General features: G+C 75.9%; 18 protein-coding genes. 9 read left to right on the forward strand and 9 right to left on the reverse strand.

All coding sequences use genetic code 11. The annotated features are described in order from the left end of the window. Nucleotides 1–189: 189 nt before the first annotated feature. The 3 genes from ACZ38L_RS22870 (at nucleotide 190) to ACZ38L_RS22880 (ending at nucleotide 3,083) form a co-directional block, all read left to right on the forward strand. Nucleotides 190–492, forward strand: a complete 303-nt coding sequence (locus ACZ38L_RS22870) for a DUF397 domain-containing protein (RefSeq protein ID WP_465696478.1) — start codon at nucleotides 190–192, stop codon at nucleotides 490–492. Between the two features lie 606 nt (nucleotides 493–1,098). Then, on the forward strand, nucleotides 1,099–1,593 hold the full coding sequence (locus ACZ38L_RS22875) for a hypothetical protein (RefSeq protein WP_465696480.1): 495 nt from the start codon (nucleotides 1,099–1,101) through the stop codon (nucleotides 1,591–1,593). Between the two features lie 317 nt (nucleotides 1,594–1,910). After that, nucleotides 1,911–3,083, forward strand: coding sequence for an acyl-CoA dehydrogenase family protein (locus ACZ38L_RS22880; RefSeq protein ID WP_465696482.1), 1,173 nt, complete (start codon nucleotides 1,911–1,913; stop codon nucleotides 3,081–3,083). Nucleotides 3,084–3,169: 86 nt separating this feature from the next. On the opposite strand, the gene ACZ38L_RS22885 is transcribed toward ACZ38L_RS22880, so the two are convergent. Continuing rightward, nucleotides 3,170–4,291 carry an aminoglycoside phosphotransferase family protein gene (locus ACZ38L_RS22885; RefSeq protein ID WP_465696484.1) on the reverse strand — a complete coding sequence of 374 codons (1,122 nt, stop codon included), beginning with the start codon at nucleotides 4,289–4,291 and terminating at the stop codon, nucleotides 3,170–3,172. A 439-nt stretch (nucleotides 4,292–4,730) separates the two neighbouring features. Between ACZ38L_RS22885 and ACZ38L_RS22890 the strand changes: the two genes are divergently transcribed. After that, complete coding sequence (locus tag ACZ38L_RS22890; protein ID WP_465696487.1) at nucleotides 4,731–6,197, forward strand: DNA-binding protein NsdB; 1,467 nt, start codon at nucleotides 4,731–4,733, stop codon at nucleotides 6,195–6,197. 10 nt (nucleotides 6,198–6,207) lie between these two features. Here the strand turns inward: ACZ38L_RS22890 and ACZ38L_RS22895 are convergent, their stop codons facing one another. Together ACZ38L_RS22895 and ACZ38L_RS22900 are read right to left on the reverse strand one after the other, a co-directional pair. Next, on the reverse strand, nucleotides 6,208–6,381 hold the full coding sequence (locus ACZ38L_RS22895) for a hypothetical protein (RefSeq protein ID WP_396567364.1): 174 nt from the start codon (nucleotides 6,379–6,381) through the stop codon (nucleotides 6,208–6,210). A gap of 124 nt (nucleotides 6,382–6,505) precedes the next feature. Next, nucleotides 6,506–6,865: a PAS domain-containing protein gene (locus ACZ38L_RS22900; protein ID WP_465696491.1), complete on the reverse strand. Its 360-nt coding sequence runs from the start codon at nucleotides 6,863–6,865 to the stop codon at nucleotides 6,506–6,508. Nucleotides 6,866–7,168: 303 nt separating this feature from the next. Here ACZ38L_RS22900 and ACZ38L_RS22905 point away from each other — a divergent pair, with 303 nt between their 5' ends. Further along, nucleotides 7,169–8,644 (forward strand): HEAT repeat domain-containing protein, encoded by a 1,476-nt coding sequence (locus ACZ38L_RS22905; protein ID WP_465696493.1) that lies wholly within the window; start codon nucleotides 7,169–7,171, stop codon nucleotides 8,642–8,644. On the opposite strand, the gene ACZ38L_RS22910 is transcribed toward ACZ38L_RS22905, so the two are convergent. The 4 genes from ACZ38L_RS22910 to ACZ38L_RS22925 form a co-directional block, all read right to left on the reverse strand. Then, nucleotides 8,625–9,767 (reverse strand): MerR family transcriptional regulator, encoded by a 1,143-nt coding sequence (locus ACZ38L_RS22910; RefSeq protein ID WP_465696495.1) that lies wholly within the window; start codon nucleotides 9,765–9,767, stop codon nucleotides 8,625–8,627. The two genes, ACZ38L_RS22905 and ACZ38L_RS22910, sit on opposite strands and share 20 nt — an antisense overlap. Before the next feature lie 68 nt (nucleotides 9,768–9,835). Next, on the reverse strand, nucleotides 9,836–10,696 hold the full coding sequence (locus ACZ38L_RS22915; protein ID WP_465696591.1) for a 5-oxoprolinase subunit C family protein: 861 nt from the start codon (nucleotides 10,694–10,696) through the stop codon (nucleotides 9,836–9,838). A gap of 5 nt (nucleotides 10,697–10,701) precedes the next feature. Next, complete coding sequence (locus ACZ38L_RS22920) at nucleotides 10,702–11,328, reverse strand: 5-oxoprolinase subunit B family protein (RefSeq protein ID WP_465696498.1); 627 nt, start codon at nucleotides 11,326–11,328, stop codon at nucleotides 10,702–10,704. A 32-nt stretch (nucleotides 11,329–11,360) separates the two neighbouring features. After that, complete coding sequence (locus tag ACZ38L_RS22925) at nucleotides 11,361–12,137, reverse strand: LamB/YcsF family protein (RefSeq protein ID WP_465696501.1); 777 nt, start codon at nucleotides 12,135–12,137, stop codon at nucleotides 11,361–11,363. Between the two features lie 189 nt (nucleotides 12,138–12,326). On the opposite strand from ACZ38L_RS22925, the gene ACZ38L_RS22930 reads away from it, so the two are divergent. Beyond that, nucleotides 12,327–13,025 (forward strand): pyridoxine/pyridoxamine 5'-phosphate oxidase, encoded by a 699-nt coding sequence (locus ACZ38L_RS22930; RefSeq protein ID WP_465696503.1) that lies wholly within the window; start codon nucleotides 12,327–12,329, stop codon nucleotides 13,023–13,025. 52 nt (nucleotides 13,026–13,077) lie between these two features. Here the strand turns inward: ACZ38L_RS22930 and ACZ38L_RS22935 are convergent, their stop codons facing one another. Then, a complete protein-coding gene (locus tag ACZ38L_RS22935; RefSeq protein ID WP_465696505.1) occupies nucleotides 13,078–13,608 on the reverse strand; it encodes a hypothetical protein in 531 nt (176 codons plus the stop codon). A 151-nt stretch (nucleotides 13,609–13,759) separates the two neighbouring features. Here ACZ38L_RS22935 and ACZ38L_RS22940 point away from each other — a divergent pair, with 151 nt between their 5' ends. The 3 genes from ACZ38L_RS22940 (at nucleotide 13,760) to ACZ38L_RS22950 (ending at nucleotide 20,845) form a co-directional block, all read left to right on the forward strand. Beyond that, on the forward strand, nucleotides 13,760–15,292 hold the full coding sequence (locus ACZ38L_RS22940) for a hypothetical protein (RefSeq protein ID WP_465696507.1): 1,533 nt from the start codon (nucleotides 13,760–13,762) through the stop codon (nucleotides 15,290–15,292). Nucleotides 15,293–15,359: 67 nt separating this feature from the next. After that, nucleotides 15,360–16,232: a hypothetical protein gene (locus tag ACZ38L_RS22945; protein WP_396567441.1), complete on the forward strand. Its 873-nt coding sequence runs from the start codon at nucleotides 15,360–15,362 to the stop codon at nucleotides 16,230–16,232. 50 nt (nucleotides 16,233–16,282) lie between these two features. Continuing rightward, a complete protein-coding gene (locus tag ACZ38L_RS22950) occupies nucleotides 16,283–20,845 on the forward strand; it encodes a hypothetical protein (protein ID WP_465696509.1) in 4,563 nt (1,520 codons plus the stop codon). Between the two features lie 191 nt (nucleotides 20,846–21,036). On the opposite strand, the gene ACZ38L_RS22955 is transcribed toward ACZ38L_RS22950, so the two are convergent. Further along, nucleotides 21,037–22,386, reverse strand: a complete 1,350-nt coding sequence (locus ACZ38L_RS22955; RefSeq protein ID WP_465696512.1) for a M1 family metallopeptidase — start codon at nucleotides 22,384–22,386, stop codon at nucleotides 21,037–21,039. Nucleotides 22,387–22,399 lie beyond the last annotated feature (13 nt).

Consider the following 22,399-nt stretch of genomic DNA (forward strand, 5'->3'; position numbering starts at 1 on the left):
CGGACCGCGACCGCCGGGCAGGAGGGCGGTGCGGTCGGGCCAGGGGCCCGGCGGGCCGGTGCGGGCCCCGGCCAGGCACCGGCCCCGGTCGGTGTGGGCCGGCCGGCGAGGAGTCCGCCCGAGGCCGCCTCCGCTCCGCGACCGGACGGCTACGCTGGCCTCCGGATGTCATCGGGAGGAGCAACAGCAGTGGCAGGCAACACTGATACCAGTGGGACCGTCGAGCACTCGGAGGGCGCCCAGGCCCAGGAGACCCAGGCCTCGGAGGCCGTCCCGCAGCAGCGCAAGCCGAAGCTGGACACCAGCGGGGCGACCTGGCTCTCCGCTCCCCAGCCCGACGGGTCGCCGGGGGACGTCCAGATCGCCTTCGTGGACGGCTACATCGCGATGCGCGACGGTCGCTTCCCGGACGGGCCGGTGCTGGTCTTCACCCCGGGCGAGTGGCGCGCCTTTGTCCTCGGGGCGCGGGACGGCGAGTTCGACCTGACCTGAGGCCGGGGGATCCACGAACCTCCGCCGCCGTACCGGACTCCGGTGCGGCGGCGGTTTCGTGTCGCCGGCCGGCCTCGGAGTCCGGTGCGGTGGCGGCGAGTGGGGCAGACGCCGTGCCGACCGCCCCCACGCGGTCGTGCACGGCGTCTGCCGTACGACCCGGCTCGCGAGGCCGGGCCCCCTCCCGAGGTGGTTCCCCGAGCCGGTCCCAGGGGACCGGCAGTCGCCGGGAGGTCGGCGGCGGGGCCTGAAGCCCAGGCCGCCGCTGCCCGGGATCCGAACGCCCCCACGCGTCGGTGTCCCGGGCGTGGTCCGCGAGTGCGACGGGTGTCGGGGAACCCGCGAACCAGGCTTTGGGTGAAGGGGTGCTGTGCGCTGAACCTTGCAGCTGCGGTACGACGATGTGCGTAAGGGAGGAAGAGCGCACACAGGTGCGCCACAGCAGGCCACCCCCACATGGAAAGCGTCCACAGCAGCTGCCGTACATCCGCGACCGTAGCCCGGACGGTTGCTCAGCGTCAACATTCGTCTCTGAGAGTGCGTCCACCCGTCCCCGACTGGCCGCCCGGTGAGGGCCCCCGGACCTGGGACACGTACGATGGCGGCATGTCTTTTCTCCGCCGACGCTCCGGCACCCCCGCGGGCCCGGACTTCGACGTGCTCGCGATGGACCCGGGTGACTGGCCCGGGCTCTTCGGTGCCGCGATCATGACCGGCCCGGACGGCTCCTGTCAGGGGATCTTCCTCCGGTACGACCTGTTCGGCGGCCGGGGCCCGGCGATGTTCATCGGAAACCTGCCCGAGGGGTCGCCGGCCCGGGACACCCCGGACGGGGTTCCGTTCGAGATCAGACAGCTGCTCGCGGCGCTGGAGAACGACGAGCCGGTCGAGCTGGTGTCGGCCGAGGACTTCCCGGTGATGCTCGGCGACGACCTGCTGATCGTGAAGAAGGTCAAGGTCAGCGAGGAGCGGGTGTTCTGCGCCCAGTTCGACCGCAGCGACAACGTCCAGGTGACCATCGCCTCGTGGGACCGGCCGATCGCGGACGATCTCTACCAGCTGCTGAAGCCGCTGTCGGCCGATCTCTTCCAGCAGGGCTGAGTCGGAAGGCGTCGCCGGCAGGGCCGGACCGCCACCGGCGCCAGCGTCAACCAGCGCTTGACGCTGGTGATCAACCCTTCGTACAGTCACCACCATGTCGTCCCGCCGCCCGCTGCTGACCCGCCGCAGCTATCTGGACCTGCGGCGCACCGCCAGCGCGATCTGTCTCTGAGGCCGTCGTCCCGGGTCTCCGCGCCCCGACCGCGGACGGCGGCGCCGGGGCTCCGCGACCTCCCGGGCCGTCCGCACCCGCACGCCCCCAGCGCCGTGCAGCCGCCGGCTGCCGCGCCCCACGCCGGACGCCCGGAGGCAGCGCCATGGAACCCCTGAACGATCAGTCCCCCCTCGCCACGGCGCTCGCCGGGTTGCCCCGGGTGGTCGACCTGCTGGCCGCCCGGGCCGAGGAACACGACCGCGACGCGACCTTCCCGTACCAGGGGATCGAGGCGGTGCACGAGGCCGGTCTGCTCACCCTGACGGTCGGCCGGCACTACGGCGGCCCCGGCGGATCGCTCGCCGACACCCTCCGGGTGCTGGCCGAACTCGGCCGTGGGGACGCCTCGGTGGCCCTGGTCGCGGCCGGCACCCTGTTGCTCCACGCCGAGCAGGCCCGCACCGGCCGCTGGCCCGCCGCGGGCTACCGCCGGCTGCTGGCGGAGTCCCGGCGCGGCCCGGCGCTGGTCGGCACGCTCGGCCCGGATCCGGCCACGAACCAGCCCACGGTGGCCCGTTGGGACGGCGGCGGCTGGCTGCTGACCGGCCGGAAGACCGGCTGCACCGGCGCCGAAGCGCTGGCCTGGATGCTGGTGCGGGCTCGGACCGACGAGCCCCGGCCGCGCACCGGGACCTTCCTGGTCCGTGGCGACAGTCCGGGCGTGGAGGTCGATCCGGTCTGGGACCAGCTGGGCCTGCGGGCCAGCGCGGGACACGACGTGCTGCTCGGCGGGGTTCGGGTGCCGGCGGAGGCAGCGCTCGACCTGCGTGCGGAACCCGACGCTCCGGCTGATGAGTTGGCCGCGCACAATACGGTGGACGGCGGGCTGGACGATGGACTCACCGCCGCCTGGCGGGAGTTGGCGCCGGCCGCGGTGCAACTCGGGGTGGGCCGGGCGGCCCGGGACTGGCTGGTGCGCTTCCTGGCCCGGCGGCGGCCGGCCGGTGCGGAGCGCCCGGGCGAAGGCCACCGCGCGGCGCTCGGTGAGGTGGAGAGTACGCTGATCGGCGCCGAGGAACTGCTCGCGGGGGTGGCGGCCCGGATCGACGCGGGCGGGTCGGAGGCGGTCGGCAGGGCCGGCGTGGTGGGGCTGCTGGTCAGCCGATCGGCGGTCGAGGCGGTGCAGCGGGCCGTGGCGCTCGCCGGTAGCGCCGGGCTGAGCCGGCGCCACCCGCTGGAGCGCCACCTGCGGGACGTGCTGAGCGGCCGGCCGCACGGGCCGGCCGAGACGGCGGTGCTGGCCGCCGCCGGCCGGGCCGCGCTGGCCCGGGGCTGACCACGCCCGGAGCCGGCTCACGGGTCACAGCCGGCTCGCGGGTCGGGCCCGCCGGACCTCGGGCCCGGCCTGTCGCCCTCGCGCGCTCAGCGGGTGCCCACCGCGGCCCGGACCGCCCGACGGGCGAGCGCCGCGTCGTCGTACAGCCGCCGGATCATGATCCGCTGCTCCTCCCCGGCACCCGGCACGTCGTACAGCCGCAACTCCCGCATCAGCACCAGCACCAGGTTCACCAGGAACGCGTCCCGCGCCAAGGTGCCGCCGACCTGGGCGAGTTGGCTGATCTGTCGGCGGGCCGCGGTGTCGCCGGAGAGCACGCTCCAGAGCACCGCCAGGTCGTAGCCGGGTAGGTACCAGCCGGCCTGCTCCCAGTCGACCAGGACCGGACCGGAGGGCGCCAGCAGGATGTTGGACAGCAGTGCGTCGCCGTGGCACAACTGCGGTGCGGTGTGCGCCAGTCCGTACAGCAGCTGACGCAGGTCCCCGGCGTCCCGGTCGGTCAGCTGGCCGATCGAGTGGAACCGGCTGATCTCCACCTGGTAGTCCAGCGGCTGCTGGAAGACGTCGGTCGGCGGCCGCCAGAGGTTGAGCGCCCGGATCGAGCCGAGCACCGCGCGAACCTCGCCCGGCGTCGGCGCGTTGGCCGGGTGCCGCTCCAACGCGGCCGGCCGGCCCGGGATCCGCTCCATCACCAGCACGCAGCGATCGTGGTCCGCCGCGACCAGCCGCGGCATCCGGACCGGCGGACGGTGCCGGACGAACGCCCGGTAGACCGCCACCTCCCGGTGGAACCGCTCCACCAGCACCGCCCGCCGCTCGCTCTGCGCGGGTTGCGGGGCAAGGCACTTGGCGACCACCGCGGTGCGCCCGATCAGCCCGGTGACCAGGATGTGCCGGCTGTCCTCCCGCAGCACCTGCCGCGGCGAGAACGCCGGACATATCCGCGTGATGTGGGCCAGCGCGGCGCGGACCGCGGGGGCGGCCAGCGCGGCGGGATCGGCCCGCTCGACGGCGGGGGCGGGCTGCGGCGCGCGGGGGCGCAGCAGGCGGTCGGCCCCGGCGCGCGGCGCGAACCCCGGTGCCTCGACGCGCCCCGCGGGACGGGCGGGCAGCGGAGGCTTCGGCCCGGGCCGGCGGATCGCCGCGGTTGGCGGGCGCTGGGCGGCACCGGTCCGGGGCGCGGTGGGGGAAGTCGCTGAGGGGTACATGGGGTGGAGGAGATCCCTTCCTTGCCGTTGGCATATGTCAGCCAGTGCGGCGGCACTGGCGGCGTGCAAAGGGTGCGCACCCCGGTGTACGGGGAGCGCGCTCCGGCGTACCGGAAGCGACGACCGCGCGCGGGGGGTGGGTCGGCGGTCGACCGCGCGCCGGGGGCGCGCGCAGCTCCGTTCCCGGCCGTTCCGATGGCCCGCGCACCCTGGGGACATGCGCGGACCGCCCGGTCGGCCGGGGACGGCGCCGTCACGCCACCCGGTCGCCGTCCCCGCCCCGAACTCTCGGCCCGGGGTTGGGTTGGCGCTTCTCTACCTGACACCGAGAAGCCACTGGCTGACCACTGGGCGAGGCCTGGCGAAAGCCTGGCGAATGCTCGCGTGGCACATGACGGCCCATTAGTCTCGAACCAGCCGAGGAGCCTGGGGGCTTGAAGTGGGCAAGGAACCCAACACCAGACTCGCCGACCTCTTCGCCCTGACCGGATGGTCCAAGGGCGAGTTGGCTCGGCTGGTCAACAAGCGTGGTGCCGCGCTGGGTCAGCAGCAGCTGTCCACCGACACCTCGCGGGTGCGGCGCTGGATCGAGCAGGGGGAGATCCCCCGCGACCCGGTGCCGCAGGTGCTGGCGGCCGTGTTCACCGAGCGGCTCGGCCGTGTCGTCACCATCGAGGACCTCGGCCTGACGCGGCACCGGCGGACCAGTGCGGGACGGGCGGAACAGGGCGCCCGCCGGGAGCCGGAGCGGACGGCGGAGATCCTCACCGAGTTCACGGGAATGGATCTCATGCTGAACCGACGCGGACCGCTGAGCCCGGGCACGGCACTGCCCGGCCTCTCGGTCGTCCCCGAATCCCTCTACGACTGGCTCACCGGGGCCGGCGCCGCGCAGGCCGCGCTGCCCGGACAGCGCCAGGCGATCACGGCCGAGGCCGGTCGCCCGCTGGTCGACGTCTACGAGCCCGGCCCGATCGGGCCGGAGGAGGTCGAGTCGCTGGAGCGCTCGGTCGAGGTGTTCCGGGCCTGGGACGCCTCACGCGGCGGTGGCCTGCAGCGCAAGGCGGTGATCGGCCAGCTGAACGAGGTCGGCGGGCTGCTCACCCACCGCCACCCGCCGGAACTCGCCTGCCGGCTCTGGCTGGTGGCGGCCAACCTGGCGGTGCTGGCCGGCTGGATGTCGCACGACATCGGGCTGGAGTCGGCCGCCCAGCGCTACTTCGTGATCGCCGCCCAGGCCGCCCGGGAGGCCGGTGACCGGCCCAGAGCCGGCGAGGCGATCTCCCGGGCCGCCCGCCAGATGCTGCACCACGGCCGGGCCGACGAGGCGCTGGACCTGATGCGGCTGGCCCGTGCCAGCGGTGGCGCGCAGAGTCTGCCGCAGACCCGGGCGATGCTCAACACGGTGGAGGCCTGGGCGCAGGCCTCACTGGGCAACTCCCAGGAGGTCACCCGGCTGCTCGGGGAGGCGGAGGAGCTGTTCGTCCAGGAGATCACGGAGCCGCTCCCGGCCTGGATGTGCAAGTTCGACGAGGCCGAGCTCAACGGGATGAGCGGCCTGATCTACCGGACGCTGGCCGAGCACGATCCGGCGGCCCTGGTGCCGGCCCGGCGGCACGTCGAGGCCGCGCTGTACCAGCGGCCCGCGCGGGGGCAGGAGCGCTCGGCGCTGCTGGACCTGCTCTCGATGGCCTCGGTGCACTGGATCGGCGGCGAGCCGGAGGGCGGGCGGCACTACACCGAGCTGGCGCTGGCCCAGATCGGCCACACCTCCTCGCACCGCACCTGGGACCGCTTGCGCCGGATGTACCGGCTGACCGACCGCTACCGGGCGCTGCCGCAGGTGGCCGAGCTGCGGGCGCGGATCAGGGCGGCGGTGCCGCCGACCCGCCGCCCCGCGTCGTAGCGCGCCCGGCTCAGTTCTCGGCGGCGGCGCCGTGCACCTGGTCCCAGGCCTCGCTGACGTAGCGCTCGCGCTCGGTCAGGCTGAGGTGCGGGTAGTAGTCCTTGAGGCGCTCGACGACGACCTGCTCCGGCTCGTGGCACTCGTGCAGCAGGAACGTGGCCTTGTGGAGAATCTGGCTGTCCATCGGTAGGGGTCCTCCCTCGTGCAGGTCCGCCCTGTGCCGACACTGCGGCCACAGCATAAGTGCCGGGGGCGGGCGCCGGTGTGCGCGGGTGGGTCGGGCCGAGGGTACTCCAGGGCGCTCGGGCTCAGCAGGCGCGCAGCCGCAGGCGGAGCGAGACCACCTGGCCGTCCGGGTCGAGCTCGGGCCGCCCCGAGCAGTGCACGGACGCGCCGCCGCCGGCCCGGGCCACCCGGACCGTGCCGTCCAGCGGCCGCCCGTGCACCAGCGCCGCGGTGACCATCCGGCACAGCACCGGGCGGTCCTGCGGGACCAGTCGGCCCGGGAGCTGGTCCAGGGTCAGCGGGCCCAGCGCCGGGTCGTGGCCGAGCAGTCGGAACACGGCCGCGGACCAGTACACGGTGTCCTCGGCCAGGTTCCAGACGGCGGTGGCGGCGCTGTGCGCCGCGGTGCCGGAGGCCTCGGTGGCCGCGCCAGGCAGACTCATGGTCCCTTCCAGTCCAGAAGCAGAGGAGAGGGGTGCTCGCCGACGACTCTGGCACAGCGGCGGCACTGCCGTGCCAGGATCGGCGAATTTCTCAGGCATGGTTCTCTGGCATATGCCAATGTCCGGTGCTTCGCTGCTTGCCGGGACGCCGGGGCCCGATTCGCCGCACTATGTGCGCCAGGGTCGCGCAGGCGGTAACCTTCGGTGATTCCGGCGCCCGGGCGCCCGCCCAGCGTGACCACCCAGACCCCCGGCGACGGAAATCCCGTTGCCTCGACGACCGCCGCAACGGATGCTGACCTCATGTTCGAGCCCGTGATAGCCCCCAGTGCCAGCCTGCTCGGCCTGCTCCAGCGAGGCCGCGGCGACGGGCAGCTGCATGCGCTCGCAGCGGACCGTGACGAGGCCATCGCCGCGCTGGAGGAGTGCGTCACGAGCGACCCCAGGGCCGACTGGCAGGTTGAGAACCGTTCCCTCTACTACGCCCGGGTCTACATGGAGCTGGAGGCCCCACTCGGCGGCATCGAGCGCCACCTGACCTGCGCCGACGACCTGCTCGACGACGACGAGAGCCGTACCGGCCTGGCCCTGTCGGTGCTCGGCCACCTCGCCGCGTACGGCCGGCGGGACGCCCTGCTGCTGCTCCGCCGGTACGTCGCCGAGGGCACCAACTGGGCCTGGGCGCTCGACGAGCTGGCGCTGCGCGACGACGACCACGCGCTGCTCGTGCTCGCCCCGGCCGTGCTGCGGCGTTTCCCGGCCGACCCGCAGGGCGAGGCCGAGCTGCGCGCGGCGATCCGCTCCGCCTACGAACCGCGACCCTGGCGGCTCTGGGCCGCCCACCACCCGCGGGTGGCCGCCGCGAGCGAGCAGTCGCCGTTCGATCTCTGGCAGCGTCAACTCAACCGGCGTGATGTCACCCCCGGCTGGAGTGTCGCCGACGTGCTGGCCTGGGCCGACCGGCGGGAGCCCGGGCAGCCCGCGGACCCGCTGGAACCGGTGGGCGGCCGGGACGACGACGCCGACCCGGCCGCCGTGGACCGCCGGGCCGCCGCGGCCGCCCGGTGCCTGGCCGCCGTCGTCCGCCCCGAGGACCGCGCGACCGTACTGGCCGCCGCCCGGCAGGGTGAGCAGGGCGCCCGCCGGGCCGCCCTGCGCCACCTGGTCGACCAGCGGGACCCGGCGGTGCCCGAGCTGATCGAGGCGGCCGTCGCCGACGCCGACCCGCGGATCGTCCAGGCCGCCCTGGAGACCGTGGGCCGGATGCGCGGCCCGGGCGCGCTGGAGCAGGCCCGCCGCTGGATCGACCCGGCCACCGGCGGCGCGGACAGCGCGCTCGGCGAGGCCGCGGTCTGCCTGCTCGCCGACATCGGCACCGCCGAGGACGTGCCGGTGCTGGTGGCCGGGCTGCGCCGGTGGGTGCTGGTCCGCGGGGTCGGTGGTGCCGGCCTGGGCGGGCTGGTGGACGGGGTCGGGCGGCTGGCCGCCACCGAGGCCGTCTGCACCCTGCGGCACATCTACGGCGAGGCCGCCTCGTCCGACCTGCGCGGCCGGGCCGCCCGGGCGCTCGCGGCCACCGACCGCTGGTTCGCCAGCGGCCCCGCGGTCGAGTGCCTCTGGGACTGCGAGGAGAGCACCCGCGAGCTGGCCGCCCGGCACGTGGTGACCACGGGCGACGCCCGGGTGCTGGAGCGGCTGCGCCGGCTCGCGGCCGATCCGGCCGAGGAGGCCGAGGTGCACGCCGCCGTGCGCGGCCGGCTCACCGCCCGGGAGCGCTGAGCTCGGCGGTCTCCGGGAGTTCGACCACGTCGGCGACCCCGCAGGCGATGTTGTCCGGGCCGCCGGCCCGGTTGGCCAGCTCGATCAGCTGCTGGACCGCCTGCTCCGGGTCGGCGATCGCGCTCAGCGCGGTGTGCAGCCGATCGGCGGGCAGCACCGTGGAGAGGCCGTCCGAGCAGAGCAGGTAGCGGTCGCCGGCGCGGGCGGTGAGCAGCGAGAGGTCCGGCTTGACCCGCTTCTCGCCGGTCAGCGCCTGGAGCAGCAGCGACCGCTGCGGGTGGGTGGCCGCCTCGTCCGCGGTGAGCCGGCCGTCGTCGACCATCGACTGCACCAGGGTGTGGTCGTGGGTGATCTGGAACAGCTCGCCGTCGCGCAGCAGGTAGGCGCGCGAGTCACCGATGTGCACCAGCGCCAGCTGCGAGCCGGACCAGAGCAGCGCGGTGAGCGTGGTGCCCAGGCCCGCCAGCTCCGGCTCGGCCGCCACCAGGCCGCGCAGCTCGGCGTCGGCCTCGGCCACCGCCTCCTCCAGCGCGTTCAGCAGGTCGCCGGTGGGCAGCGCGTGGTCCAGCCGGCGGAGCGCGCCGATCGCGGCGGCGCTGGCCCGGTCGCCGCCGGCGCGGCCGCCCAGCCCGTCGGCCACGGCCAGCAGGCGGGGACCGGCGTGGACGGAGTCCTCGTTGCGGGTGCGGACCCGGCCGATGTCGGATCGGGCGGCGTAGCGGATGCCCAGCGGGGCGGTGGTTCCGGTCATGGTGCTGTTCCTTCCGGACAGTTGGTCCACGAGGAAGGCGGCGAGTTCCCGGCGGGCGGCGGTCTCGGCCTCCACCCGCGCCCAGTAGGCGCCGACCTGCTCGGCGGCGCGGGCCGGCGGCAGGTCGCAGACCAGCCGGATCCGGGCCAGCGGCATGCCGAGCCGGCGCAGCCAGGCCACCAGGCGCGCCCGATCCAGCTGGGCGGGGTGGTAGTAGCGGTAGCCGGACCGCTCGTCGACCTCGGCCGGGGGCAGCAGGCCCAGCTCGTCGTAGAGCCGCAGCGCCTTCGGCGACAGCCGGGACGCCCGGGCGAAGGCGCCGATGGTCAGCAGGTCGGCGCTGGTCGTCGGTTCGTCCCCGCTCACTGGCACGCTCGCCCTCCTCGGGCCGGGTCCCTCGCCCGGCCCGACCGATGCTGGGCCTTCCCCCAGGGGCAAGGTCAACTCCGCCCGCCGCACGGCGTGAACCGGATCGGGACCCCCGGCCTGGCCTGTGCCGCGGCGGCCAGGTCGGCCTCCGGCACCACACCGACCACGGGGTAGCCACCGGTGGTCGGATGATCGGCCAGGAAGATCACCGGCTGCCCGTCCGGCGGCACCTGGACCGCGCCCAGCACCATGCCCTCGCTGGCCAGCTCGCCCGGGCGGGTGCGGACCAGGGCGGGTCCCTCGGTGCGCAGCGCGATCCGGTTGCTGGCCGCCGCCACCCGGTAGCGGGTCGCCGCCAGCGCGGCGAGCGTGCCAGGACGGAACCAGTCCGCCTGCGGTCCGGGGACCAGCCGCAGCACCAGTTCGGTGGGCACGGCGGGCAGCGGCACCAGCTCGGCGGGCGCCCCGTCGAACTCCTCGCCCACCGGCAGCCGGTCGCCGGTCCGCAGTGGGGACGGGCCCAGCCCGGCGAGCAGGTCGGTGGAGCGGCTGCCCAGCACGGCGGGCGGCGCGAACCCGCCGCGGACCGCGAGGTAGCAGCGCACGCCGACGTCGGCCGGGCCGACGTCCAGCCGCGCACCCGGTGGGACGAGGACCGCCGCGCCCCAGGCCGCCGGCCGGTCGTCCACCCGTACCGCGCACGGCGCGCCGGTCACCGCGACCAGCACCGGGGCACCCAGCGTCCGCAGCGCGACGCCGCCCATGGTGGTCTCCAGGGTGGCGGTCCCGGGCGGGTTGCCGACCAGGCGGTTGGCCGCCCGGTGCGCGGGCCGGTCCAGCGCGCCGGCCCGCGGCACGCCCAGGTGCGCCACGCCGCGCCGGCCCAGGTCCTGCACGGTGGTCAGCGGGCCGGGGTGCTCGACCAGCAGCATCGGCTTCACCGGCCACCCGCCACCGGGACGAAGCGCACCCGCACCCCGGGCGCCAGCAGCGCCGCCGGCTCCCGGGTCTCGGCCCACAGCACCAGCTCGGTGCGCCCCAGCAGCTGCCAGCCGCCGGGGGAGGAGCGCGGGTACACCCCGGTGTACGGCCCGGCCACCGCGACCGCGCCGGCCGGCACCGCGGCCCGCGGGGTCGCCCGGCGCGGCACCGCGTACCGGTCGCCGAGGCCGGTCAGGTAGCCGAAGCCGGGCGCGAAGCCGCAGAACGCCACCCGGTACTCGATCCCGCTGTGCAGCGCCACCGCACCGGCCTCGTCCACGCCCCAGTGCGCCGCCACCTCGGCCAGGTCCGCGCCGTCGTACACGGTCGGCACCTCCAGCAGGGGCCCCGCCGGCAGCTCGGTGGCGCGGACCGTCCAGCCGGCCAGTGTCCGGGCCAGCGCGCGCGGCTCGGCCACCCCGTCCAGCAGTACGGTCCGGGCGGCCGGGACGACCTCGGTCACCTCGCCCAGTCGTCCCGCCGCCCGTTCCGCCAGCACCCGCGCGTACAGCGCGGCGACCTGTTCCGCCGAGCCGGCCGTCAGCAGCAGCGCCCGCTCGCCGACCGGACGTACCTCGAGCATCCCGCCTCCCCCTCCATGTGTTTGAACGGTTGTCAGGTGAAAGCCTCGACCCGGATCCCGGCCGAGGCCAGCGCCCCGCGCACCCGCCAGGCCAGCTGGGCGGCGCCCGGGGTGTCCCCGTGCACGCAGAGCGAGCGCGCGTCCACCGCCACCGGCTCGCCGCCGACCGCGGTGACCAGCCCGTCCCGGGCCATCCCGACCGCCCGGGCGATCACCGCCTCCGGGTCGGTGATCACCGCCTCCGGGTCCTTGCGCGGCAGCAGCGTGCCGGCCCAGGTGTACGCCCGGTCCGCGAACGCCTCGGTGACCACCGGCAGCCCGACCCCCTCGGCCACCGTCAGCAGCCGCGAGCCGGGCAGGCCGAGCACCGGCAGCGGCCCGTCGCAGATCGCGCCCGCCCGTAGCACCCCGGCGACGACCGCCTCGGCCTGCTCGCTGTCGGAGACCACCCGGTTGTAGAGCGCGCCGTGCGGCTTGACGTAGCTGACCCGGGAGCCCGCCGCCCGGGCGAACACCTGCAGGGCGCCGATCTGGTAGGCGATCTCGTCGGCCAGCTCCTCGGGCGGCACGTCCATCGCCCGCCGGCCGAAGCCGGCCAGGTCGCGGTAGGAGACCTGGGCGCCGATCCGCACCCCGCGCTCGGCCGCCAGCGCGCAGACCCGCCGCATCGTCGACGGGTCGCCGGCGTGGAATCCGCACGCGACGTTGGCGCTGGTCACCACCGACAGCAAGGCCTCGTCGTCGGTCAGCGTCCAGCGTCCGAACCCCTCGCCGAGGTCCGCATTGAGATCGATCACCGCACCGGTCACGACGGTCCGCCTCCTAGCGCTGCTGCGGGTTCCCGAGGCGATCGTAGGGCTTCGCCGGGAGAGCGGTCCCCTGCCACCACCCCGTCGCGGGGCAGGCCCGGAGCCGCCCTCCCCCGTCCGGCCGAACCGGGCGCCGCGGCCTCGCGCTCCCGTACGCTGGCCGTCCGTCAGACACCAAGGGAGGCCGACGTGCCCGAGCAGAGCGACCGGTCCCAGGCCCCGATCCCGACAAGCCTCGCGGAACTGCTGCGCGACCGCCCGCCGATGGCCCGCGCCCTGCCGTCCTTCGAGCCCGACCGGGCGCCGGCCGAGCCGGCCACCCTCTTCCTCGCCTGGCTGGCCGAGGCGGTCGCCGCCGACGTGCCGGACCCGCAGATCGTCACGCTCGCCACGGTGGACGCCGACGGCCTGCCGGACGCCCGGGCCCTGGTGCTGCGTGAGGTCGACGTCCGGGACGCGGGCTGGCTCTTCGCGGCCGACGCGCAGAGCCCCAAGGGGCGGCAACTGGCCGCCCACCCGTACGCCGCGCTGACCGTGTACTGGCCGCAGCTGGGCCGCCAGGTCCGGATCCGCGGCCCGGTCGAGACGGCCGACCCCGCCGACGCCGCGGCCGAGTTCCGCACCCGCTCGCCCGCCGCCCGCACCGCCATCCTGGTCGGCCACCAGAGCGAGCCGCTCGGCTCGCCGGCCGACTACCGGGCCGCCGCCGGCCGGGCCGCCGCCCTGCTGGCCGCCCGCCCCGACACCGTCGCCGCGACGCACACGCTCTACGCGTTGCGGGCGCGGGAGGTCGAGTTCTGGCAGGGCGCCGCCGATCGGTACCACGTCCGCCTCCGCTACCGCCGGGCGACCGCGCCGACCTGGGAGCGCACGCTGCTCTGGCCCTGAGCCGCGCGGCCCCGGGCGCGGGAAGCCCGGGCGCCGGGGCGGCAGTGGCCCCTCAGGCCGGGCGAGCCGAACCCGCCTCCCCCGCCGCGGCCGCGAGGCGGCGGATGCCGCGGAGCACGATCAGCAGCGGAACCGCGCCCACGATCCCGAAGGACATGTCGACAAAGCTCCAGTACGGCGGGATCCCGCGCAGCGGGCCGCAGATGAGCGCCAGCGGGATGATCCCGGCGCAGGCGCCGAGCGCCCACTGGACGACCCAGACGTTGCGCACCGGGTCCCGGAGGGGGCCCCAGAAGGCGCCGGCGATCACCAGGTGGGCGAAGGCCAGCCAGTCCGTGCCGTAGGCGAGGAACGAGTAGCGCTGGTCGGTCTCGGCGATGCCGGTCCGGATCCGGTCCAGCCAGCCGAGGACGGCGGGCGGGGTGGGGAGCCGGTGCGCGGTCTCGGCCAGCCAGGCGCTCTCGAGGCGCAGCGGGAAGGCGGTGAGGCCGCTGAGCACCAGGCAGACGATGAAGATCCACAGCCAGCGGCGGACGCCGCGCAGGGTGGCGGCCGGGCTCTCGGTGGACGGGACAGTGTGCATGGCAGACCCCCTGGGCCGGCGCTGGTTCGCCGGTGCGGCCGACTCTACGGGTGGAATTGAACGCGTTCAACTTCGCGGCGGACGGCCGGACGAAGCGGGACGAGCGATCCCGTTTCGGACCTTGTCCGCGTGGGCCCTAATCTTGTCCACCGTGACCGTCATCGCTGATCAGCCCGTCGACCGTGAGGCCCGGCCGTCCGCCGCCGGTGCCCGCCCCGCGCCGGGCCCGGCGGCCGACGAGGGCCTCGCCCGCCGGCTCAAGGCGCTGGCCTGCACGGCCCCGCTGCACGACCTGGACAACCGCAAGGTCAACCTGGCCGGCGAGTACGGCGGCTACGCCATGGCCGAGGTCGGCCTGGCCGCGATCGACCTGGTCACCCTGCACATGGACTTCGACGCCGGCGCCGACCGCGAGCTGGTGTTGGCCCGGCTGTTGCCCCGGGTGGCCGCCCAGCACCCGGAGCGCCCGGCCACCGAACACCAGCGGGTGGCCCGCTGGGTGCTGGAGTCGCTGATCAACGTCGGCAGCGTCGACCGCGGCTTCCGCGCCGTCTACGGCACCTTCGGCGCCGACGGTGAGTACCTGCGCCGCGACTACGACTTCAAGCTGATCGAGGAGGTCCCCGGCCCGGACGGCGGGGTCTACCTGCGCACCACCGACGAGGCGGTCAACGTCCTGGTCGGCGCCCTGGACACGGATGTCACCTCGGCCCAGATCGCGGCCGAGGTCAAGCTGGAGGTGCTGATCCGGCGCGGTCGGCTGGCCGACGCCCAGCTCGCCGCCGAGCAGGCCCGCTACCGCACCGTCCAGTACGCCGAGACGCTGCGCCGCGCGCTGGACGCCACCCGTCGCAACGTCCGCGCGGTCGACTGGATGCAGGCCGTCCCCGACCTGATCGACGAGGCACTGGACCACATCGCCGACCGCTACCGGCACGAGAACGCGATCCTCACCAACATCCGCCGGGCCCGCGACGAGGCCGAGGGCGGCGAGCACAAGCGCCGGGCCGCCGAGCTGGTGGACATCGTCAAGGACTGCATCCGCCGGCACACCCAGCTGCAGACCCGGCTGCTGGAGGCCGGCCCGCTGTTCCGCGCCGAGCAGGACCGGCAGGCCTTCGCCGCCCCCGCCGCGCGCGCCGGCATCGACCTCTACGGCCAGCTGGTCGCACCGCTGCTGCGGCTGCCGGTCGAGCAGGCGATCCGCCCGACTGATGCCTTCTTCGCGCGCGGCACCGGTCTGCGCACCCCCACCGCGGTCCGGGTCACCGACCTGGTCGACCTGTTGCTCACCCCGCCGGTGGAGCGCGAGCACCTGGGCGCCGAGCTGCCCGACCCGGACCTGGTCGCCACCCCGGACGACAGTCGGTTCTCCGAGGCCCAGCTGGAGGCGGCGCTGGAGCTGCTGGACCTGCCCGCCGAGGCGCCCCGCCGGCTCTCCGGCCTGCTCGCCGAGGCCCGCCGGCAGGACCCCGAGCTGCCCTACCTGGTCGCCCTGCTCGCCGTGCACGCGGCCAGCCCGCCGGTCGGCACCGCCTACCGGCAGGGCGAGGAGCGGCTGCTCTTCGCGGTGGACGACGGCACCCGGCTGGCCGACCCGGAGTTCGGCGGCGCCGACCTGATCGTCGGCAGCGCCCTGCTGGACGCCGCCGGGATGGCCGCCGACCGGAAGGACGCCCAGTGACCACCCGTCAGCGGCCTACCATGACCACCCGTCAGACCAGCAACCCGTACGAGGAGCAGCACCCGTGATCACCCCTCACGACGCGGTCCGGCCGGCCGAGGCCGAGCCCGCCCCGGCGGCGGCGCTCACCCCGGGCGACGTGGCCGACGCCGCCCGCCTGGTCTCCTTCGGCCTGCAGGCCAAGCTGCTGCCCGCCCGCGACGCCGAGTACGCGGAGCTGGTCCGCCGCTACCGCGAGGACCCGCCGTTCGCCCGGCTCGCGGACGCCGTCGCGACCGGCCTCGGGCTGGTCGTGCTGGAGGTCTCGGCCCGCGCCGGGATGGCCGTGGCCGGCGCCGAGGACTCGGTCTTCGCGGTGAAGATGGGCGACTACTCGCGCCGCGCCGCCTCCGAGACCACCGACCGCTTCCTGCACGGCCTGGCCCACCTGGCGGTGGCCGCGATGGCCTTCCCCCGGCCGGAGGACCTCGCCGACGACGGCTACCTCGGCCGGATCACCGTCAACGGCGTGGACGCCTTCGTCCGGCAGGCCTGCCGCCGGCTGGAGGAGCAGGCCGAGCAGAGCGGCGACAACACCGACCCGGCGAGCGACGCGCCCGGCCTGGAGGCCGCCTGGCGGGTCTGGGCCCGCCGCTCGGCCACCGGCGCCACCAAGGACGCCCGCCGGCTGTCCGGCTCGACCATCGGCATCACCGGCAAGGCGGTGGCCTTCCTGGTCGACTCCGGCTTCCTGCAGAAGACCGCGGACGACGCCGGCGGCACCTACCGCACCACCGCCCGCTACCAACTCCAGGTCCGCGACCTGGCCGGCAGCGCCGCCATGGCCGAGCTGCTCGACCTCGGCGTCGTCCCGGTCACCGACGGCAGCGCCACCCTGCTGCCCGCCGACCAGAGCGACGAGCTGGTCGCCGACGCCGGTCTGCCGTTCCACTCGCTCTGATGTCCCTCCGACGCCCCCCGAACCCCCACACCCGCTAAGGCCGCCTCTTCATGTACGAGCTCAACCGGATCCGCCTCTACTCCATCGGACCGGCCGGCGCCCGCTACGCCGATACGGTGCTGGACCTGCGCGGAGTCGGCGAGCCGGTGGCGAACCCCGCCCCGCAGCAGCCCGGCCTGTTCGGTGAGGAGCCGGAGGGCCCGCAGCGCCGCCCGGCCCCGGCCGGCGTGCTCTTCCTGGAGAACGGCGGTGGCAAGTCCGTCCTGCTCAAGCTGATCTTCTCGGTGATGCTCCCGGGGCACCGCAACACCCTGGGCGGCGCCAGCTCCGGCGTGCTCCGCAAGTTCCTGCTGGCCGACGACTGCGGCCACGTCGCCCTGGAGTGGCAGCACACCGTCACCGGCGAGCTGATCGTGGTCGGCAAGGTCAGCGAGTGGCGCGGCCGCCAGGTCTCCTCCGACCCGCGCAAGTTCGCCGAGAGCTGGTACTCGTTCCGGCCCGGCCCCGGCCTGACCCTGGACTCCCTCCCGGTGGCCGAGCGCGCCACCCTGGGCGACCCGAACGCCCGTCCGCGCGGCCGCCGCCGGACCATGAAGGGCTTCCGGGACGCGATGACCGAGGCCGGCAAGGCCTACCCCTACCTCGACCTGACCTTCGAGGACATCCACGACCGCTGGAACGAGCACCTCGGCGAGCTCGGTCTGGACCCCGAACTCTTCCGCTACCAGCGTGAGATGAACGCCGACGAGGGCGAGGCGGCCGGCCTCTTCGCGGTCAAGCACGACGCCGACTTCACCGACCTGCTGCTGCGCGCGGTCACCGACACCCGGGACACCGACGGCCTGGCCGACCTGGTGCACGGCTTCGCCGCCAAGCTCGGCCGGCGCGCCGAACTCGGCGCCGAGCGCGACTTCACGGCCGGCTCGCTCGACCTGCTGCAGCGCATCGTGGAGGCCACCGCCGCCCGCGAGTCGGTCCGCGACACCCACCGCGGCGCCGAGCGGCGCACCCGCCGGCTGGCCCAGGCGCTGGCCGCCCGGGCCGGCGCCGAGCGCGACCGGGTGCAGGACCTGGCGATCGAGGTCGCCGCCGCGGCCGGCGCGGTCACCGCCGCCGAGGCCGACCGCACCCGGCACTCGCTGATCACCGCGGAGCTGACCCATCGGCACGCCACGCTCAGCCTGGCCGCCGCCACCGCCGAGGCCGCCGCGCTGCGCCGGGAGTTGCTCGACGCGCGCACCCTGCACGCCGCCTGGCAGGCCGCCGAGGCGGTGCTGCGGCACCGCGCCGCCGCCGACCGCGCGGCCCGGGTCGCCGCCGCGATCCGCGAGGCCGAGCTGGACGCCGCCCCCGCGCTGGCCGCCCGTGCCCAGGCCGCCGGCGCCCTGGCCCACGCCCTGGAGGCCGCCGCCACCACCGCCGAGGAGCGCGCCGAGACCGAGGAGGCCCGGGCCGCCGAGCTGCAGGCCGACGGCGCCCGGGCGCAGGCCGACGGCCTGGCCGCGGCCACCGCCGGCCAGAAGGCCCGCAGCGAGGCCGATCACCTCCGCCAGCGACTCGCCGAGGTCGAGCAGGAGACCCAGGCGGCGATCGCGGCCGGCTGGATCGACGCCGCCGACGACCCCGACCCGGCCCGCGCCGCGCTGCGCGCCGCCGACGCCGAGCAGAGCGCCACCACCGCCCTCGACCAGGCCCGGGCCGCCGCCGAGCAGGCCACCGCCCGGACCCGGGAGGCCGCCGCCGAGGAGGGCCGCGCCGAACTCGCCGCCGCCCGCGCCAGCGACGCCCGCGCCGCCGCCCAGCGCGCCCTGGCCGCCGAGCAGCGCACCGCCGCCCAGCTCGCCGCCGAGCCCCGGCTCGCCGAGCTGCTCGCGCTGAGCCCGTACCAGGGCGGCACCGAGGAGCCGGACGGCGAACTCACCCCCGCCGTGCTGGACGCCGCCGCCGAGGACCTGCGCGAGCTGCTCGACAGCGCGATCGCCGGCGCCGAGCGCACCCTCTTCGACCTGCGCACCGCCGCCGCCGACGACTCCCGGATCCTGGCCGCGCTCGGCGACGGCGGCCTGCTGCCGCCCGGCCCGGACGTGCTGGCCACCGTCGAGTACCTCGGCGAGCACGGCATCCCGGCGCTGCCCGGCTGGCGCTACCTCGCCCAGTCCGTCGACCCGGCGGACCACGAGCGGATCCTGGCCGCCCGCCCCGAACTGGTGGACGGCGTGGTGGTCACCGACCCGTCCTCGCTGGACCGCGCCCGCGAGGCGTTGCAGGCCGCTGCCCTGCTGCCGCGCTCCACCGTCGCGGTCGGCACCGCCGCCTCGCTGATCGCCCCGATCAACGACGAGCCCGCCTTCTTCCTCGTCCCGCCGAACCCGGCCATGCACGACGAGAGCGCCGCCGACCAGGAGCGCCACGAGCTGCGCGCCCGGGCCACCGCCCGGGAGGAGCACATCCGCGAGCTGGCCGCCCGGCTCGGTGGCGACCGCGCGCTGGCCGCCCGGCTCGCCTCCTGGCACGCCCAGTGCCCGCCTGGCACCCTCGCCGAGCTGGCCGGGGCCGTCGAAGCCGCCGCCGAGCAGGCCGAGCTGGCCGTCGCCCGGCTGGCCGCCGCCCGCGCCGAGCACACCGAGGCCGAGGCCGACCGGGTGGTCGCCGCGGGCCTGTACGAGGAGCGCCGGGAGAGCGCCCAGCGCACCCGCCGCCGCGCCGACGCGCTGGCCGGCCTGGCCTTCCGGCTGCGCGAGCGTCCCGCCTGGACCCGCGCGCTGCGCGAGCTGGCCGAGGACGCCGCCGAGTGCGAGCGCCGCCAGGCCGCCTGTGCCGAGCGCGCCCAGGCCTGCGACGAGGACCGCCGAGCCGCCCAGCGCGCCGCCGACGACGCCCGCCGCACCGCTCGGACGCTACGCGCCGAGCGCGCCGAGCTGTCCGGCACCGTCGCGGTCAGCGAGGAGCTGCCGACCGCCTCGCTGCCCGCACTGCGCGAGGCCTACCGCGCCGCCGCCCAGCTGTACGAGAAGGTCGGCGTCGGCGCCGACCTGCGCGCCGAGCAGGCCCGCGCGGAGAGCGACGAGACCGCCGCCCGGGCCGAGCTGGACCGGCTCACCAACAAGGTGCGCACCCGCGCCGAAGAGCTGCTGGCCAGCCCGGACGGCGCGGACGGCCCGGCTCGCCTCGCCGCCGCCGCCCGCGCGGAGGAGCTGGTCGCCACCATCGAGGCCCGCTCAGCCGCTGCCAGCGAGCAGCTCGGCCGACTGCGCGGCGAGGTCGAGCGCTCGGCCCCGGCCACCGGCGAGTCGCACACCGAGCTGCCCGAGGAGCTGGTCCCGACCGACCCCGAGCACGCCCAGCAACTGCTGCGGGGCGCCACCACCCGGCTGGCCGAGAAGCGCGAGCTGCTGGAGAGCACCCGGATCGAGCACGGCGAACTGCTGCGCACCCTGCAGTCCGCGCAGTCCGCCGCCGGCGACTTCGACGAGGCCGCCGCCCAGCTCCGGGACGGCCTGCGCGACCACGCGCCGGACGAGACCGAGCAGCCCGCCGAGCCGTACCTCGACTCGCTCGCCGAGGCCCGCACCGCCGCCACCGAGACCCGGCGCGCGCTGCGCACCGCCTCGGCCGAGCTGACCGCCGCCGACCTGGCCGTCCGGGACGCCTGCGACGGCCTGGTCCGGCACGCCAACGCGGCCCGCTACGAGGCGGTCCGCACCCCGGCCCGGCAGCAGATCCGCGAGCTGCCCGCCGCCGCACTGCCCGAGCACGCCGCCGCCTGGGCCGCCGCCTTCGCCCCCCGACTGCGGGTGCTCTCCGACGAGCTGGAGCAGCTGGAGCGCAACCGCGGCTCGATCGTCGACCGGCTGCGCGGCCTGGTGGAGAGCTCGCTGGCCACCCTGCGGGCCGCCCAGCGGCTCTCCCGGCTGCCCGAGGGCCTGGGGGAGTGGTCCGGCCAGGAGTTCCTGCGGATCCGCTTCGAGGACCCGGACCACGCGGTGCTGGTCGAGCGCCTCGGCGAGGTGATCGACGAGGCCACCCGGGCCGCCGTCCGGAAGAACTCCGACCTGCGCCGGGACGGCATGTCGCTGCTGCTGCGCGGGGTGGCCGCGGCGATCGGTCCGAAGGGCGTCAGCGTCGAGATCCTCAAGCCGGACGCCGTGCTGCGCGCCGAGCGGGTGGGCGTGGGCCAGATGTCGGACGTCTTCTCCGGCGGCCAGCTGCTCACCGCGGCGATCGCGCTCTACTGCACGATGGCCGCGCTGCGCGCCAACGACCGCGGCCAGTCCCAGCTGCGGCACGCCGGCACGCTCTTCCTGGACAACCCGATCGGCCGGGCCAACGCCACCTACCTGCTGGAACTCCAGCGCGCGGTGGCCGACGCGCTCGGCGTCCAGCTGATCTACACCACCGGTCTCTTCGACACCACCGCGCTGGCCGAGTTCCCGCTGGTGATCCGGCTGCGCAACGACGCCGACCTGCGCGCGGGCCTGAAGTACATCTCGGTCGAGGAGCACCTGCGGCCCGGCCTGCCCACCCCGCCGGACCCAGACGGTCCGGCGATCCACGGCGAGATCACCGCCACCCGGATGTTCAAGCGACCCGCCGAGGTGCCGGTGGGCGGCTGATCCGGCGGGCCCGGGCCCGGGGCCACAGGGCCTGTCCGGCGGATCTCTCCGGGCCCGCGACGCCGGACATCCCGCCCGGACGCACGCCCGAACCGCCCGAGTACGACCCAGTACGAGGCCGACTCGGGCGCACGCCCAGCCGGGCGCCCAACGCCGCGGTCTGATCCGAAAAGATCCGCCGGACAGGCCCTCTAGGCCCCGGGCAGCGGCGGCAGTGCGCCCTGGAACAGCCAGGCGTCGAAGAAGCGGTCCAGCGGGTGGGCGGCGTACCGCTGGGCGTGCAGCACGAAGCCGGCCGTGTTGACCACGCCGTGCCGGTGCTGGGTCGCCCAGTCCTTCAGCAGCCGGAAGAACGCCCCCTCGCCGACCTCCAGCCGCAGCGCGTGCACGGTCAGCCCGCCGCGCTGGTAGAGCCGGTCGTCGAACATCAGCTTGCGCCCCGGGTCGGCCAGGATCAGGTCCTGCGGCAGCCCGGCGAGCAGCCGGTGCGCGTCGGCGGCGTGCTGCTGGGCGGTGCGGCCGCCGGAGTACTCGGACCAGAGCCATTCGGCGTACTTGGCGAAGCCCTCGTTCAGCCAGATGTGCCGCCAGTCGGCGACGGTGGCGCTGTTGCCGAACCACGAGTGGGCCAGCTCGTGCGCGACCAGCCGCTCCGAGCCGCGCACGCCGTCCACGTGGTTGGTGCCGAAGGTGGCCATGCCCTGCGCCTCGACCGGGACGTCCAGCTCCTCGTCGGCGATCACCACCGCGTACTCGCCGAACGGGTACGGCCCGAACAACTCGCTGAACAGCCGCATCATCTGCGGCTGCCGGCCGAAGTCCGCGCCGAACTGCGGCACCAGCCGGGCCGGCACGTAGCCGGTCTGCGGCACCGCGCCCGGCTCGGGGTCGACCAGCAGCACCTTCTCGTACGGGCCCACCGAGAGCCCGACCAGGTAGCTGGAGGTCGGCGCCGGCTGCTCGTAGACCCAGGTGGTGCTACTGGCCCGGGTGCTCAGCGCGAGCAGCCGCCCGCTCAGCACCGCGGTGTACGGGGACGGCGTGGTGAGCGAGATCTGGTAGCTCGCCTTGTCCGCCGGCCGGTCGTTGCACGGGTACCAGGACGGCGCGCCGACCGGCTGGCTGGCCACCAGCGCGCCGTCGGTCAGCTCCTCCCAGCCCAGCCCGCCCCACGGGCTGCGGACCGGCTTCGGGTTGCCCGACCAGTGCACCTCGACGGTGAACGCCGCGCCGGGCGCCGGCGCCTTGGCCGGCCGGATCCGCAGCTTGCCGCCGCGGTGGGTGTAGTGGGCGGCCTTGCCGTCCACCAGCACCCGGCCGATCCGGAACTCGGCCAGGTCGAGCGCGAACTCGCGCAGCGGCTCGCCGCCGGCCAGCGCGCTCAGCCGGGCGGTGCCGGCCAGCCGGTTCGGGCCGGGCCGGTAGTCCAGCGCCAGCTCGTAGCGGTGCACCCGGTAGCGGGTGTCGCCGTTCGCCGGAAAGTAGGGGTCCGCCTGCTTCGGGCTCACCGCTTCGTCCGCTCCCCGTGCCGTACCGATCATGCTGCCGTACCGA

It is taken from the genome of Kitasatospora sp. NPDC024654 (genome assembly GCF_055559155.1).